This window comes from Microcoleus sp. C2D2, assembly GCF_036702495.1.
Lineage (GTDB): Bacteria > Cyanobacteriota > Cyanobacteriia > Cyanobacteriales > Microcoleaceae > Microcoleus.
On the sequence record NZ_JAUBTO010000009.1, the window covers coordinates 38,058 to 52,902 of the forward strand.

12 protein-coding genes and 1 CRISPR repeat array are annotated in these 14,845 nt (G+C 46.1%); of the genes, 6 read left to right on the forward strand and 6 right to left on the reverse strand.

Features of this window, described 5'->3' with window-relative positions; translation table 11 throughout:
* Nucleotides 1-419: 419 nt before the first annotated feature.
* Nucleotides 420-641: a hypothetical protein gene (locus QUB61_RS05230; protein WP_333126258.1), complete on the forward strand. Its 222-nt coding sequence runs from the start codon at nucleotides 420-422 to the stop codon at nucleotides 639-641.
* A gap of 35 nt (nucleotides 642-676) precedes the next feature.
* Nucleotides 677-985 carry a hypothetical protein gene (locus tag QUB61_RS05235; protein ID WP_333126261.1) on the forward strand — a complete coding sequence of 103 codons (309 nt, stop codon included), beginning with the start codon at nucleotides 677-679 and terminating at the stop codon, nucleotides 983-985.
* A 359-nt stretch (nucleotides 986-1,344) separates the two neighbouring features.
* Here QUB61_RS05235 and QUB61_RS05240 read toward each other — a convergent pair whose 3' ends face one another.
* From QUB61_RS05240 to QUB61_RS05260, 5 genes are all read right to left on the reverse strand, one after another.
* The gene (locus QUB61_RS05240) at nucleotides 1,345-2,466 is read right to left on the reverse strand and encodes a hypothetical protein (RefSeq protein ID WP_333126265.1); all 1,122 of its coding nucleotides are present in this window, start codon (nucleotides 2,464-2,466) and stop codon (nucleotides 1,345-1,347) included.
* 236 nt (nucleotides 2,467-2,702) lie between these two features.
* A complete protein-coding gene (locus QUB61_RS05245) occupies nucleotides 2,703-3,404 on the reverse strand; it encodes a GDYXXLXY domain-containing protein (protein WP_333126268.1) in 702 nt (233 codons plus the stop codon).
* A 98-nt stretch (nucleotides 3,405-3,502) separates the two neighbouring features.
* The gene (locus tag QUB61_RS05250) at nucleotides 3,503-4,924 is read right to left on the reverse strand and encodes a DUF2157 domain-containing protein (protein WP_333126271.1); all 1,422 of its coding nucleotides are present in this window, start codon (nucleotides 4,922-4,924) and stop codon (nucleotides 3,503-3,505) included.
* A 123-nt stretch (nucleotides 4,925-5,047) separates the two neighbouring features.
* Nucleotides 5,048-7,810: direct repeats of the CRISPR family, unit length 37 nt; unit sequence GTTTCAATCCCTGATAGGGATTTAGGTTGATTGCAAC.
* A 252-nt stretch (nucleotides 7,811-8,062) separates the two neighbouring features.
* Nucleotides 8,063-8,773 carry a DUF547 domain-containing protein gene (locus QUB61_RS05255; protein WP_333126273.1) on the reverse strand — a complete coding sequence of 237 codons (711 nt, stop codon included), beginning with the start codon at nucleotides 8,771-8,773 and terminating at the stop codon, nucleotides 8,063-8,065.
* 199 nt (nucleotides 8,774-8,972) lie between these two features.
* Nucleotides 8,973-9,155, reverse strand: a complete 183-nt coding sequence (locus QUB61_RS05260; RefSeq protein ID WP_445300184.1) for a pentapeptide repeat-containing protein — start codon at nucleotides 9,153-9,155, stop codon at nucleotides 8,973-8,975.
* Nucleotides 9,156-9,410: 255 nt separating this feature from the next.
* On the opposite strand from QUB61_RS05260, the gene QUB61_RS05265 reads away from it, so the two are divergent.
* Nucleotides 9,411-10,889, forward strand: coding sequence for a bifunctional orotidine-5'-phosphate decarboxylase/orotate phosphoribosyltransferase (locus QUB61_RS05265; protein WP_333126276.1), 1,479 nt, complete (start codon nucleotides 9,411-9,413; stop codon nucleotides 10,887-10,889).
* A 450-nt stretch (nucleotides 10,890-11,339) separates the two neighbouring features.
* Here QUB61_RS05265 and leuB read toward each other — a convergent pair whose 3' ends face one another.
* Nucleotides 11,340-12,425 (reverse strand): 3-isopropylmalate dehydrogenase, encoded by a 1,086-nt coding sequence (leuB, locus tag QUB61_RS05270; protein ID WP_333126280.1) that lies wholly within the window; start codon nucleotides 12,423-12,425, stop codon nucleotides 11,340-11,342.
* Between the two features lie 110 nt (nucleotides 12,426-12,535).
* Between leuB and QUB61_RS05275 the strand changes: the two genes are divergently transcribed.
* From QUB61_RS05275 to QUB61_RS05285, 3 genes are all read left to right on the forward strand, one after another.
* Nucleotides 12,536-12,853, forward strand: a complete 318-nt coding sequence (locus QUB61_RS05275) for a DEAD/DEAH box helicase (protein WP_333126284.1) — start codon at nucleotides 12,536-12,538, stop codon at nucleotides 12,851-12,853.
* Nucleotides 12,814-13,311 (forward strand): CRISPR system precrRNA processing endoribonuclease RAMP protein Cas6, encoded by a 498-nt coding sequence (gene cas6, locus QUB61_RS05280; protein ID WP_333126288.1) that lies wholly within the window; start codon nucleotides 12,814-12,816, stop codon nucleotides 13,309-13,311. The genes QUB61_RS05275 and cas6 overlap by 40 nt, the downstream gene beginning before the upstream one ends.
* A gap of 267 nt (nucleotides 13,312-13,578) precedes the next feature.
* The gene (locus QUB61_RS05285) at nucleotides 13,579-14,784 is read left to right on the forward strand and encodes a DUF4336 domain-containing protein (RefSeq protein WP_333126292.1); all 1,206 of its coding nucleotides are present in this window, start codon (nucleotides 13,579-13,581) and stop codon (nucleotides 14,782-14,784) included.
* Nucleotides 14,785-14,845: the final 61 nt, after the last annotated feature.

Consider the following 14,845-nt stretch of genomic DNA (forward strand, 5'->3'; position numbering starts at 1 on the left):
CAAAAGCGTACTAGGATCTAGCCTAGAGTTCGGGTATGCCCTACCCTACTTAACAAATGAACCAAATATTTGTTTCCTGGTAAAGAGAATACGTTGATTCTCTAGCTGTATGGCGAGTTTTCGCGGCTAGGTGTCCAACAGTTTGTGCCTAAAAGTGTGTCTTAACTGTTTCACTTGAGGCTCCTGACTTTAACCTTGACTATCGTAGTATACCACAAGTGCCACCAATTCCCTGATTTTTGGGAATGGATTTAAGAAATTAAAGCCGTGCTAGAAGGACGGGGTTTTAAACCCAATTTCCCGATAATATCTTAAGTCGATAGCAAGGTATACATAATTTTGACTGTGGCAACACTTTTTAGAGATTTAAGTTATCGGTATCAGTGTCTCCTTGATGCGATCGCGCGTCTGGCCCGCCCGTGAGCGTAGGCCCTGAGGCTGGTTTGGGCCAGCGACGCTTGGAAAATTTTACCATCAGCGCGGAAACTAAAGTTTTAGATTTTTGCAGCAGCAGCCGTCAAACTACGCAATTTCTGGTGGAATATTCCCAGGATGTCACAGGACTTGACGCTTCGCCATTATTTCTGCAACTGGCACCAGAAAAATATACTATCAGCCAATTATGTAGAAGCTTTTGCTGAGTCGATGCCTTTTCCCGACTCTCAGTTTCACAGGAGTGCACAGCAGCGTTGCGATGCACTTCATCCGATCGGCGCAATTGCCACAAATCTTTCAGGAAGTATACCGCGCGATCGAGCCCGGTGGTCTATTCATTTTGGTAGATTTTTATCAACCCACAAATCCGGTTTTTTGGGCAGGGTTGGCTGTATTTTGGTGGTTGTTTGAGACTGAAACTGACTTGGGGAGTTTGTTGGCCCAAGTGGAATGGCGATCGTACAATTCCGAAGAAGATCGGCAACCAAAACTTTATGCTGGCGGCAACATTCAAGTAATCCAAGTTCAAAAGTCATATCAAATCCGGTAACATCGTGGGGACAATCACCGACGGTACAACCGGACTCGATCTAATTTATCTGCGTTAATCTGTGTTTGTCTGCCCTCATCTGCGGTCAAAAAAAGAGAATTTCTGGAACCGCAGATGACAATGGATTGACGCTGATTCACGCAGATAAAGAGAATAGATATCTGAATAATTCCGCTCCTAACAGATTTGATATCATTAGTCAAAAGTCATTAGTAGACAAGATTGCCGTTCCTTGCAAACAACCGGGAAAAGCATCTGCGTTTATCTGCGTTTATCTGCGGTTTCCCTATCAATTCCAAAAAATTGCAATAAGTCTACTAATGACTAATGACTAATGACTAATGACTAATAACTAATAACTAAACAAACTTTTTCGCTTCTGCCAAAGCCGCCTCAAACTTGAGCAATACATCCTTTTCTGTGTGAATAACTTTCTCTTGTTCCAGCAGCGGGCGGCCAAAGCGAAAAATGCCGTCCTGTTCTACGTGGTCTACATAAGGCAGCGTTTCTGGATGCGGCAAAAATTTTCGGCCAATTGTGTACGGCGTGTGGAAAGAAAAACTAAAATCAGGAAACTTGTCGCTCTTGATTTCCAGGTAGTAAAGCGAGTAATAATCTTTGGTTTCGGAGTACACGCATTCGCGGCACTTATTTACCAATTTGCGGTTCTGATAGAAAAAATCCCACTTATCCCAATAGTAGCCATCTTTCATCATTTCCTGGTGGTCGTCGCACAGTTCGAGATATAATTTGTCAGCATCCGCCGGACGGTAGAAGTAAAGCATGGCGTAGGGCATTTCAATCAGTAACTTGACAGCTTGATTTTTTCGCTGATACCATTCTTGCTGGTGAGTTTCGTAGACTTCCTTATATTTAATTGCTTTAAAGCTGTTGAGCTGATTTTCTTTTGCCCACCGCGACGCCCAAACTGTCCAGTAAGCTAGCTGGAAAGTTGCTGAAATTTCCGCTGAACCTTGTTCTTTCCAGTCGGCAATGATTTTTTCCCACTCGGAACTAAAAGCGACTCGGGATTGTTCGTTTTCTGCGGGGTTTTCTGTATTGATTGGGGAGGCTGTTGGGCGATTATTTTGAATCAGTCCTTTGGGTTCTTGGCGCCAATTATTAATATCGGTTGGCGTTAGACTTAAGATGAATCTTCGCTCGTGAACGGGATATTCTAAATGGATTCCTGATTTGCGGAAAGAGCGGTATTCTAGTATAGGGAGTTTGCCTTGTTCAATCCACTGCTGGCGTTCTGCTGGCGAACACTTGAGTATTGCTTCTACTTCTACCGGATCGACGGCTAATTCACTTTTGAATGTCTCCCAAAATCTTTCTTGTTCCGCTGGATTTACTTCCAGCACGGATACAATTCGGTTGACGAGGTGATCTGTTTTGTCTTGGCAATTTTGGGGAAGTCCTAAAAAGTCGAGGAGTTTGGTCTTGAGTATGCGTCTGGCTGAGATTAGCTCGGCTAACATGAGAAGCTCCAGTAGAGTCATGACTTGCGCCCTTGAATTGGCAAGATTTTTGCAAGTCTTATATATCTTAATAGATTCTCCTGGGTTGTCGGCAATTGAAAGGTCCGCGCGAGCGAAGCTATCCCGAACGCCCCTGCCTTCGGTTCGGGTAGGGAATCGCGGAACCTCGCCTCCATCCCTAAGCCAAAATACTCAAAAAAAGGGCAAAAGACCGATCGACCTTTTGCCCTTTTTGGCTAAAATCGATAATTGCGATCGCGCACCCACAAACTCACAGGCACAGCATGGCCTGTTTTGTCAACCTTTACTTCTACCAAAAAAGATTGTCGCTGGCTGCTTTGAGCTTGCCTAATCTCCTGATTGACTTTTTCCCTTTCATCCTCTGGCATATAATAAGTTTCTAAGCCGTATTCCATCAGGAAACCGTTATATTTGCCCTTAATTGCGATTTGGTTGGCGGGCAAATTGCCGGGATTTTCTAGACTGACGCGGACGGGTTTCCAAGCTTGGGGGCGGCCGGGATTAGTCGCGGCTTTTGGCGCTTCTAAGATTACATAAAAACTGGTTTGTCGATAGACATTGTGTGTATTTTGTGGACAAGCATCTCCCGGCGGACAAGGTGTTTTTTCGCCAGGTAAATCTTTCCAGCCGGGGAGTTTTTGGAGATTTGTGCGATCGGAAATATTATAGCTCAAAGCTTGGGAATATCCGCGCAAAAAGTCGTAAGGGTCTACTGGTACTGTTTGCAGAACAACTGTTTTGCCAGTAATAAAGGTGTAAACTGCGGGAGCTGGTACGGCGGCAATTAGTCCGATTTGCAGCAGCAAAGGAACCCACAGCCGCCACGCGGGAAGGCGTTTTGCTTCTGGGGGAAGCTGAAACTGATTTGTTGTATCTGCTGGATTTTTAACTAATAAGTCAATGTTGTTTGTGTTCATGTTATGTATGGGTTGTATTGTTTGCGGTTGTTTCGGAATGATTAAACCACAGAGACCGCAGAGGGCGCTGAGTGAGAGAAGAGAGAGATGAATAATTTCTATTCATCGGGCATTTTTGCGAAGTGGCGCTCGAACCACAAACCAGCAGCAATTACGCCGATTCCGCACAAAACAAAGACAAAAGATTTGAGCAACAATTCTGTGTTATATTCAAATACTCTGCTGATAATTTGTAGGGTGATTAATACCAGGCCTCCCCAAAAACTCTTGCGGTTTCCTAAAGCTAAGCCTTCTCGGATTAAGCCGACGGCTAGCAGAAATGATAAAACATTAAACAGAAAAGTCGCTAATTCTGGAATCCGAATAAAATTCAAGTGGTAAAGCGGTATTAAAGCGGTGACGAGTATCAAAAGTGCGATCGCACCTGTGGTCAAATTCACTCCTTTTTGTTTTGGTCGCCGCCGTTCCAAACGTCCCAAACGCAGCCACTCAAACACCGTTAAAGCGCCCGCAACAGCTACATTTGTTGTAAAAAGACTCCAACTCCAATCGGGCTGTGGGGGCGCAGGATTGAGGTAAGGATTGGGGGCATCCGGCCAAAACCAGTGGAAAGAAAGAATATAAAAAACACAGGCGAGAAACACGAGTGCTAAACTGCGGGCGGTAGGTTGAAACAGCCTGCTGTCTATATTCGGCCACATTGCATCGTCGTATCCCCACAGCAAAGCGGGCGGTAAAGCACAAAAAATTGCTGTGCCCCAGGTTGGATTTAACCCTTGGACGATAGAAACTTGTAGGGAGAAAATTAGGACGATCGCACCTATGGCAAAAATAGCACGCGACCGACACCAATAAGCCAGCGGCACAAACATTATACTGGCTGCGATCGGCATTTGCCGCACCAAAACTTGCAGCCAAGAAAACTCGACTTTGGAAGAGAAATCAAACACCGCCAGCCAATAGCCCAAACCGATTAAAAGTGCGGACAAAACGCCCAAGGAAGTCAACCGCAAACTGTAAGCCATTCCGAGCACGCCGATTCCCCAAGCAAGGAAAAGTCCGTAGGAAGAACCGCCTATGTGGAACATTTGCGCCATCAAAGCGATATTTGCTCCTAAAATCAGAGCTCCTAACAGCAACAATCCTTCACCTAGGAGTTTGTTTCGCCCTTTTGTTGCGGGCATATTTGGATGGGAGTTTTTGCTTCGGGATGGGGGAATTCGCCACAGATAGAAACCTGCAGCATTGACTGCTACGAAAAGACTTAGCAGCAGTGCGACTCTCACTTCTCGCGACCAAACTTGCCAGTTTGCCGCTACAAAGGTGATGACTCCTATACCGAGGAGAATGCCGCCGAGACTCATCAGAATGCTGAGGAAACGGTTGCGGGAGGCGGTTTCGAGTGTGTTGAATTGGTAGCGTTCCGAAAGTTGTTGGTAGAATGAAGTGTCGATGAGTCCTTCTGCTTGCCAGAGTTTGGCTTCTTCCCGCAACTCGCGCCGAAATTTATCTGAAATCATTTTTAATATTCCAGAGGATTTGAACTGTGATAGCTATTAATATGTCACTTGTGGGGCGATCGTCGATGGATGCTGGGACACCTGCGGAACTAGCACAAAAGTCTTTTTTGGGTTTTGATGTTAGTTTCAATCCCTAATAGGGGTTTAGTTTGATTGCGGCTGCGGGGCATAAAATATGCGTGGAATATGCCGAATGAGTTTCAATCCCTGATAGGGATTTAGGTTGATTGCAACTCCAATACCTTTGATCGATCCCTCAAAGTTTTATCAGTTTCAATCCCTGATAGGGATTTAGGTTGATTGCAACTGATCGGCATCATCACCAAATACTGGCGGTGCTCGTTTCAATCCCTGATAGGGATTTAGGTTGATTGCAACACGGTCAGCCAACTACAGGGCATTACGGTAAATGCAAGTTTCAATCCCTGATAGGGATTTAGGTTGATTGCAACTTTTAAGAATTGAACGTGCTCTGTCCGAGTTAAAAGATGAGTTTCAATCCCTGATAGGGATTTAGGTTGATTGCAACTAGGATGCCCATTGGGTTGCACTTTTTGCTATGTCCCCTCGTTTCAATCCCTGATAGGGATTTAGGTTGATTGCAACGATTTTGCGATCGCCAGCCAAGTCTCAAAAATTGAGGTGTTTCAATCCCTGATAGGGATTTAGGTTGATTGCAACAGATGGTTTAATTCCGCCACAAGGTCTGTCGGTAGAGTTTCAATCCCTGATAGGGATTTAGGTTGATTGCAACCCGTGGCGCAAGCCTTTCCACTCAAGCAACAAATGTTTGTGTTTCAATCCCTGATAGGGATTTAGGTTGATTGCAACCCACCGCATCAAAACAACGGGTGTGCTGCGACCGTTTCAATCCCTGATAGGGATTTAGGTTGATTGCAACGAAATAGATTTTGTCGGGATAGGCGGAGGATATCTTGTTTCAATCCCTGATAGGGATTTAGGTTAATTGCAGCTCAAGTAAGCTATGAAGATATTTCATGGTTCAAAAGTAAACGTTTCAATCCCTGATAGGGATTTAGGTTAATTGCAGCCAGACACAAAAGTAATTGTCATAAAATTACATGTTTCAATCCCTGATAGGGATTTAGGTTAATTGCAGCCGAGGAAGTCGAAGACAGTCCCGCTGACAATCTGGAAGGTTTCAATCCCTGATAGGGATTTAGGTTAATTGCAGCCTTGGCGAGTTTATCCGCACAAACATCTTTGCTGACGAGTTTCAATCCCTGATAGGGATTTAGGTTAATTGCAGCGAAAGCAGCGGTCAGTCTGCGGCAGAATTGCAATCGCGTTTCAATCCCTGATAGGGATTTAGGTTAATTGCAGCGCTTCAACATGATGAATGGCTAAGAGCTTGCCGAGGTTTCAATCCCTGATAGGGATTTAGGTTGATTGCAACCCGAGAGCGTCCAGTGCGTGTATCTCGTATAGTAAAGGTTTCAATCCCTGATAGGGATTTAGGTTGATTGCAACGTAGTAGCAGTTACTCCTACCGAGAATCCCGCTGTTTCAATCCCTGATAGGGATTTAGGTTGATTGCAACAAATTAGCTGCATCATTGTATGTAGCCACCTTCGTTTCAATCCCTGATAGGGATTTAGGTTGATTGCAACCTCAAAGGCAGATTCTCGGCTTAAATGCTGAAGACAAAGTTTCAATCCCTGATAGGGATTTAGGTTGATTGCAACCTTCAAAAGGATAAGACATCGTTTCACCTTTGAAGTTTCAATCCCTGATAGGGATTTAGGTTGATTGCAACTTCAAATCCCACCATCGGCTTTGGGTTTCCGGCACTACTGAGTTTCAATCCCTGATAGGGATTTAGGTTGATTGCAACCTGGCCGCTTCTTCCTGCGTTATCTTGTCCCGATTGACGCCAGTTTCAATCCCTGATAGGGATTTAGGTTGATTGCAACTTGAATCGGTCGAAGAGAAAATTGGTAACAACGATTACGTTTCAATCCCTGATAGGGATTTAGGTTGATTGCAACGAGCGCTTGAAAATTGCACGTCAGTCGAGTTATCATTGTTTCAATCCCTGATAGGGATTTAGGTTGATTGCAACTAGGGAGAAGTCGGAGCAACTACAGAAGCGCTCGTTTCAATCCCTGATAGGGATTTAGGTTGATTGCAACTCGAAGTAACCTCGGACGGCACTATTATCTGATGGGTTTCAATCCCTGATAGGGATTTAGGTTGATTGCAACACTTCAATGAAATTGTTGCCTGGACTAAGCAACTGATTGTTTCAATCCCTGATAGGGATTTAGGTTGATTGCAACTGGGTTCTACTAATCGCATAGTCTCTAAGATGGTGTTTCAATCCCTGATAGGGATTTAGGTTGATTGCAACATCGCGTCAAGTCACTCAGCCAACCTCGGAGAGTTTCGTTTCAATCCCTGATAGGGATTTAGGTTGATTGCAACTCTGGCAGTCTATATTTATGACCTCTGTAATAACGGGTTTCAATCCCTGATAGGGATTTAGGTTGATTGCAACCATAGAATCAGTTCGCCTAGTCTTGTACTATGGTCGTTTCAATCCCTGATAGGGATTTAGGTTGATTGCAACCCAATAATTAAAAAACAGAGAGCGATCGCCGATTCCGTTTCAATCCCTGATAGGGATTTAGGTTGATTGCAACCTGGCACGGCAGGAACTTCAACATTCGACAAGTTTGTGTTTCAATCCCTGATAGGGATTTAGGTTGATTGCAACCGTAGGTGGCTGTGTTCGGGTTGAAGGAGCTGTTGTTTCAATCCCTGATAGGGATTTAGGTTGATTGCAACACAACAGCGCTAGATGCTAATAACAATAGCAGTTCGATACTGTTTCAATCCCTGATAGGGATTTAGGTTGATTGCAACAGTTAGTTTCTGAAACTCTCACTGTATTTAGTTTTCAAGGTTCGTTTGCGTCTGTACACATCAAAAGTACCATTTCAAGATCGACCTGTCAACAGGCAAAATTTTCAACAAACCTCAAAACCTTTCACAGCAAGCAATACAGCATTTGCGTCCGTCGGATTTTTCATAAAGAGCCTTAAACCCATACTACGCAACAGATACAGGCGAAAAAAATCACCCCCTCAAAAAAACACCTACCCACAGGCGCAAAACTCAACCTTCAACCCGATTCAAATTCCAGTCGTAAGGCAAAAAAACGATCGCCCATCCATCACCCACAGCCGCCTCCGGTCCCAAATAACCGCCCACATACTCAGCCACCGAACCCGCCGCCTTTACAAAATCCTCCCCGTACCACTCAAAAATCTTGCTCAAATAAAGCGTCTTTTTCTGGGCATCATATCGCACCTTATCAGGATTGTGAATAAAACGGCTCGCATCCGCTTCTAGTTGAGTGCGTACCGACTCCGGGACATAAGCCCCCCGGCGCAGCAGCGGGCACCCGACAGCAGCGCAAACTAATGCAAAATGGATGCGCGGTTCCGCAAATTCCGGCCGCAAAATTGCGTGTTCGATTTGATTGAGACTGTACTTTTTGCCGCCAACAATCGTATTTGAACGAGTGAAAAAATCCAAAAAACTCAGCCAGTTGGGAATTCCCAAAACTTTGGGACGGATGGACGCGATCGGATATACTTCCAGAACTTGAGAAATTGCGATCGCATTGTACGCATTCAGCCACAGCGCCAGCCGCGCATCCGCATCAGTAAAATCCGCCAAATCCACATCAGCCAAACTTTCCAGCCACGCCCTCAAAACATCCGCCCCCTCAGCTTTCCAGCGCCGATAATTGACCCGGCCCAAATCGTCAACGTAGCGTTGCAGCAACTCGTCCCAAATCCTAAAGTCGATCGTACCGATCATTTATTACTATCCATGTGATAAGGCGGGCATTGCTTTAACTTCTGCTTCTATAGCAATCCTAAATCATTTGTCACTTTCTTACTCGCTCCCCGCGGCTTCGGGGAGGGTTGGGGTGGGGTGAAAAATTTACGACTCCTGCAAGGATTTCTATATTTAATAGTACCGTCAACCAAAATAACACCTGCAACGGTAGCATTTTTTAGATTAGGCCCGTCAAACCGGCTTTGGTTAAATTAGCCTCGCTTAAATTAGCGCCTTGTAAATTAGCTTGCCGCCAAGCAGCCCCGCTCAAAATTGCCCCGGATAAATTAGCTTCCCTAAAATTTGCTCCTCTCAAAGCTGCATTTGCTAAACTCGCGTGCCGTAGGGGAATGCTGCTCAAATCGTCGCCCGCACACTGGTCAGTTTACCACAAGAAATTGACTTGCTCGCCGTTAGCTGCAATCACCGATGTAGCCAACCCGAAAATCAGTCCCAATGAAACTGCTCCCAAAGTTACAGATTTCCTGCTCTTTACCTTCTACAATTTTAAAAGATTCTTAATTTCAACCTCAACACCGATCGATTTCTTCCGGCACAGCACCCCTCCCACTTTGAGCGGCAATTTTTTAATTTCCCCTTACCTCCATAACACACTATGACGGATCGAACCAACTTTTTCGATAAACTGTTAGCGGCTGTTGAAAACAATCAAAGTTTGCTGTATTTAGCCCTCGACCCCGACCCGGAAACCTTGCCCGCCCTCGTTTCCATGACGGCAGAGGAAACTAAAAGTTTTGTAACAGATTTGTTGTCAAAGCTCAAAAGTGCGATCGACCAAACAGCCGATTTAATCTGTGCCTGCAAAATCACCCTCGGTTTTTACCAATCTCTCGGTATTCGCGGTTGGGAATTGCTGCAACAAATTTTAACAATAATTCCTCCTCAGATACCCGTAATTTTAGATGCCAAACACTGCGATTTAAATACCAGCAGAGTGTTTGCCAAAATTGTATTTCAAGACTGGCAAGTTGACGCTATTACCTTAAGTCCCTATGCCGGATTCGACCAAGTAGCGCCTTTTTTGTTATACGCCCGAAAAACAGTTTTTGTCCTCTGTGCCACCGCCAACGCCTCAGCGGCGGATTTGCAAGAATACCCGACGCCAGAAAACCCTTTTTACTTGCAATTAGTCCGAATCTCTCAAACTTGGGGAACTCCAGAACAACTCGGTTTAGAAGTAGGAGTAATGCCGGATATGTTGGCGCGCATCCGCCAAGCTGCTCCTGAACGCCTAATTTTAGTCGAAGGAGACATCGCCGCAGAAAATGACCTTACAGAAGAAAACGACCTCGCACAACTGCTGGCCGCTGGTTTAAACAAAAATGGTGAAGGTTTATTGTTGCCAGTCCCCCCGAGTTTATTAGCGGGGAAAGAGCCGCGCCGAGAAATTGAGAAATTGCGGGATAATATTAATAAACAGAGGCTGCGGGCAATAGAAGGTAGTCCCACTTGCGAATTGTGGCTGCCCGATGTTTGCTTTTTGCAACCGGAACCTTACCGCGATTTAATCTTGCAACTTTATGACATCGGCTGCGTAGTTTTTGGCGATCACGTACAAGCATCGGGAGCCGTATTTCCCTATTACATCGACTTGCGGAAAATTATCTCGATCCCGCAGATTTTCCACCAAATTGTCAGCGCTTATGCAGACATTCTCAAGGATTTAAAATTCGATCGCATTGCCGGAATTCCCTACGGTTCTTTACCCACAGCAACCGGTTTAGCATTGCGGATGGAACGGCCGATGATTTTCCCGCGCAAGGAAGTCAAAACTTACGGGGCGGGCAAATTGATTGAGGGGCATTTTCAGCCAGGAGAAACGATTGTCGTAGTCGATGATATTTTGATTAGCGGCAAAAGCGTGATGGAAGGCGCGGGCAAGTTAAAATCTGCTGGGTTGAATGTGGAAGATATTGTAGTATTGATCGACCACGAACAGGGAGTTAAAGATAAATTGCAGGTTAATGGTTATAGCGCCCATTCAGTGTTAGCGCTTTCGGAAATTGCTCAAACTTTGTATCAAGCAAATCGCATTGATACCGAGCAATTCAATCTTTTGACAGCGGAACATTAAAGTATAAAATATCTAGTTACCAGGCTCTGCCTGGTAATTAATAAGCTGTGTTGCATCTAGATTGCCTATGGTATTAGAGAGGGAGAGGGGGTGAAGGGGAGAGGGGGAGAGGATTTGACGATTTTTGATCGGGACTCGAAATATACAATTTAAATGCACAACAGCTTATCTGGAGGCTCAGCCTCCAAAATTCTGTCTCGTTTGCCTTGTTTTAATGGAGGCTCTGCCTCCTGAAATGCGTTCCCAGGCTCTGCCTGGGAACGAGTAATCTTTAACAGCGGAACATTCAAGTAAGAAATTTCTAGTTTCTAGTTACCAGGCTCTGCCTAGTAATTAATATCTGGAGGCTCAGCCTCCAAAATTCTGTCTCGTTTGCCTTGTTTTGGTGGAGGCTGAGCCTCCTGAAAGGCGTTACCAGGCAGAGCCTGGGAACGAGTAAAGGTAAATATATCAACCTTGCAAAACTTCAATTAAAGCATCGCCCATTGCCCGACAGCCGACGAGTTTCATGCCTTCTGACATGATATCACCAGTGCGATAACCTCGATCCAAAACTTCGACAACTGCTTGCTCGATTTTATTAGCAGCTTCCGGCTGATTTAAGGCGTAGCGCAGCATCATTGCCGCACTCAAAACTTGGGCGATGGGATTTGCTTTATCTTGTCCGGCGATGTCTGGTGCGGAACCGTGCACGGGTTCAAAAACTCCCGGCCCGCTTGCTCCCAAACTAGCAGAAGGCAGCATTCCAATACTACCAGTTAGCATCGCCGCCGCATCGGAAAGAATGTCGCCGAATAAATTGCCGGTGACAATCGTATCGAACTGTTTCGGCCAGCGAATTAACTGCATGGCTGCGTTGTCAACGTAGAGGTGAGAAAGTTCGACATCAGGGTATTCTGAAGAAAGGGCAATAATACGATCGCGCCACAGTTGCGAAACGTCCAAAACATTCGCTTTATCAACGGAACACAGCCTTTTCCCCCGCTTAGAGGCCGTCTCAAAAGCCACTCGCCCGATTCTGTCAATTTCCGAGTCGGTGTAAGCCATCGTATTGACGCCGCGTTTTTCGCCTGTTTCCGTCTCAAAAATGCCTTTCGGTTTGCCGAAATAAATGCCGCCTGTGAGTTCGCGGATTACCATAATATCCACGCCTTCGACAACTTCCCGTTTCAAACTAGAAGCATCTACCAATTGCGGTAAAATAGTCGCAGGCCGCAAATTTGCAAACAATCCCAATCCGGCGCGCAGTCCTAATAATCCAGTTTCCGGGCGCTGTTCGCGGGGCAAATTATCCCACTTGTAACCGCCGATGGCAGCTAACAATACTGAATCGCTGTTGCGGCATTTTTCCAGTGTTTCTTCGGGTAGCGGATTGCCTGTTGCATCAATAGCAGCGCCGCCCATTAAAGCTTCTTGAAATTCAAAGCCGATGTCCAATTGCTGACCGACAAGTTTCAGGACATCTACCGCCACAGCGATAATTTCAGGGCCGATGCCGTCTCCTGGTAAAAGAGTGATGCGGTAGTTTTGAGTCATATCGATTTGGGAGTTTTGATTGTAGATTTTTGAGGGGAAGCTAAGAACTTCTTGCCGGCTTAGAATTATATCAGCTTATGTACGCCATCGCGCGAACTGGATTTTCACCCGTGAAGACATTGTATACAGATACCGACATCAACGAATACTTTCGCGCGCTGACGGGATTTCAACCCCGACAATTCCAAGCAGAAACAATCCACAAAATTCTCAACCGCCAAGATGTCCTGCTGAGGGCGCCCACGGCTTCGGGAAAAACTGAAACTGCTCGCGCCCCTTTTCTCTTTTGTGTTTGGGGAATGGATTTATTTGGAGGGCGATTTAAAAATTCACTGCAAAGCAAATTCTCGATATTCCGCTGCGGGCAACCGATGAGCTTCCGCACACTTTGGGAAGGACGGTTCACGCTCAATTTTTCCACTGGATAGGATGTGGAAATGCCGAACTAGCTCAAGAGTTGCACCAACAGGAGAATTTTCCCGGTGCTTTAGTTTTGAAACCGGGAAAATCTCCGCTGCAAAAATATCTCAAATTCGGATTGCTGCGGCCGGAATTGATGGCTCCTTTCCTATGGGGATTGAGTCAAGATATCGGCGCAGACATTGCTTTGACGGGGATTCCTTGCCGTTTGGGGGAAGCGGTGGAGGTTGTGGAAGCTAGCAGTTATGAGATTTTAGCAGAGTCGCCGCCCCAAAGGTCGATCGAACTAGAGTTTCTGTCGCCGACAAGTTTCAAGCAACTTCAGTCATGTCAGCCTTTCCCTTTGCCGGAATTAGTATTTGGAAGTTTGCTGCCCCGCTGGAATGTTTTTGCTCCCACAGGGCTGCAATTTCCGGCGGTTGAACTGAAACTTCGCGCAAAGCTAAAGGAAAATTGGAAAAAGTAGTTGGGTTTCAACAAATAGAATCCCGGCAACAGAACTGAAACATTTGATTTTTAGAAATGTCGAGCTTGGTCAAATTATTTCAACAAATAGAATCTCGGCAACGGGACCCAAACAATGTATAGGACAGGATACGAAAAGCCAAAATCCAGCCAGGCCGCGCACCAAGCGGCTGCCTTTCAACTCCTCGAATCCGCGCAACAACATTAAAATAAGATAAAAACAGTTCGATCGCACCCACGTACAAAAAAATCGGCAAGGAGTCGCGCAGTGGCAGAGGGCGAAGGCATACCAACACCAGCACAGATTGATTCTCGGGACTATTCTTGGGCTTTTTGGCCAGTTGTCCCCCTCTATCCCTACAGCAAGCGGCGCACCATCCGCAAGGAAATAGTCAAGGACACAATCTGGACTTTTGACCAGCTACAAGGCATTTTCTACGTAGTCGTCCCGATTCGGATGACAGTAATTAAACTAGAACCCGAAGGCCTTCTCGTCTACGCCCCCGTTGCACCGACTCCTGAGTGCATCCGCTTGGTAAAAGAGTTAGTAGCAGAGCACGGCGAGGTGAAGTACATCCTGCTGACAACGGTTTCCGGCATCGAGCACAAAGTTTTTGTCGGCCCCTTTGCGAGGTGTTTTCCCCAAGCGCAGGTGTTTGTCGCCCCGCAGCAGTGGAGTTTCCCGGTGAATTTGCCGCTGAGTTGGCTGGGTTTGCCCGCCAAACGCACTTCTGTACTGCCCTTTGACAGCAGCAACACGCCGTTAGCCGATCAATTTGACTGGGCAATTCTCGGCCCCCTCGACCTCGGTTTGGGCAAATTTGCAGAAGTTGCCTTATTTCACAGGCGATCGCGCACGCTGATGTTAACAGATTCCGTGGTTTCGATTCCCGAAAATCCGCCCGCGATCGTCCAACTCGACTCCTACCCGCTGCTATTTCACGCCAAAGAAAGCGCCTCGGACATTGTGGCAGACACCCAGGAAAATCGGCGCAAAGGGTGGCAGAGAATTGCCTTATTTGCCATGTATTTTAGCCCCAGCGTGCTGGAAGTGCCGCCGTGGTCCCAGGTGTTAGCCAACGCGCGCCAAGCGCCAGAACGCTCTAGGAAAGCTTATTTCGGGTTGTATCCGTTCAATTGGAAAACAGATTGGGAGCGATCGTTTGAGGCTTTGCGGGGAGGAGGGCGGTTGTTTGTGGCGCCGATTTTGCAGACATTGATTCTCAACCGCGCCCCGAGGGAAACTCTCGATTGGGTGGATAAAGTGGCGAGTTGGGATTTTCAAAGGATTGTACCTTGTCACTTCGATAGTGCGATCGACTCCCGGCCGCGTGAATTTCGGCAAGCATTCTCATTTCTGGAAAAACACTCGCCTGTTAATTCCTTACCCGAAGACGATTTTAAATTGCTCAGGCAGATTGATGCCGGTTTGAATAAAACTGGTTTGGTTCCCCCTGCGAAAGACAAGGTTTAATCTTACATCTTGCACCTTTGTTAAGAACAGGCAAGATGCCTGTTCCACAATAAAATTGAGT

Bases quoted from the DNA above. Each gene is read 5' to 3' on its own strand.
- QUB61_RS05240 (WP_333126265.1), bottom strand. From the start codon at position 2,466: ATGTTAGCCGAGCTAATCTCAGCCAGACGCATACTCAAGACCAAACTC.
- QUB61_RS05265 (WP_333126276.1), top strand. From the start codon at position 9,411: ATGACGGATCGAACCAACTTTTTCGATAAACTGTTAGCGGCTGTTGAA.
- QUB61_RS05245 (WP_333126268.1), bottom strand. From the start codon at position 3,404: ATGAACACAAACAACATTGACTTATTAGTTAAAAATCCAGCAGATACA.
- QUB61_RS05255 (WP_333126273.1), bottom strand. From the start codon at position 8,773: ATGATCGGTACGATCGACTTTAGGATTTGGGACGAGTTGCTGCAACGC.
- QUB61_RS05250 (WP_333126271.1), bottom strand. From the start codon at position 4,924: ATGATTTCAGATAAATTTCGGCGCGAGTTGCGGGAAGAAGCCAAACTC.
- leuB (WP_333126280.1), bottom strand. From the start codon at position 12,425: ATGACTCAAAACTACCGCATCACTCTTTTACCAGGAGACGGCATCGGC.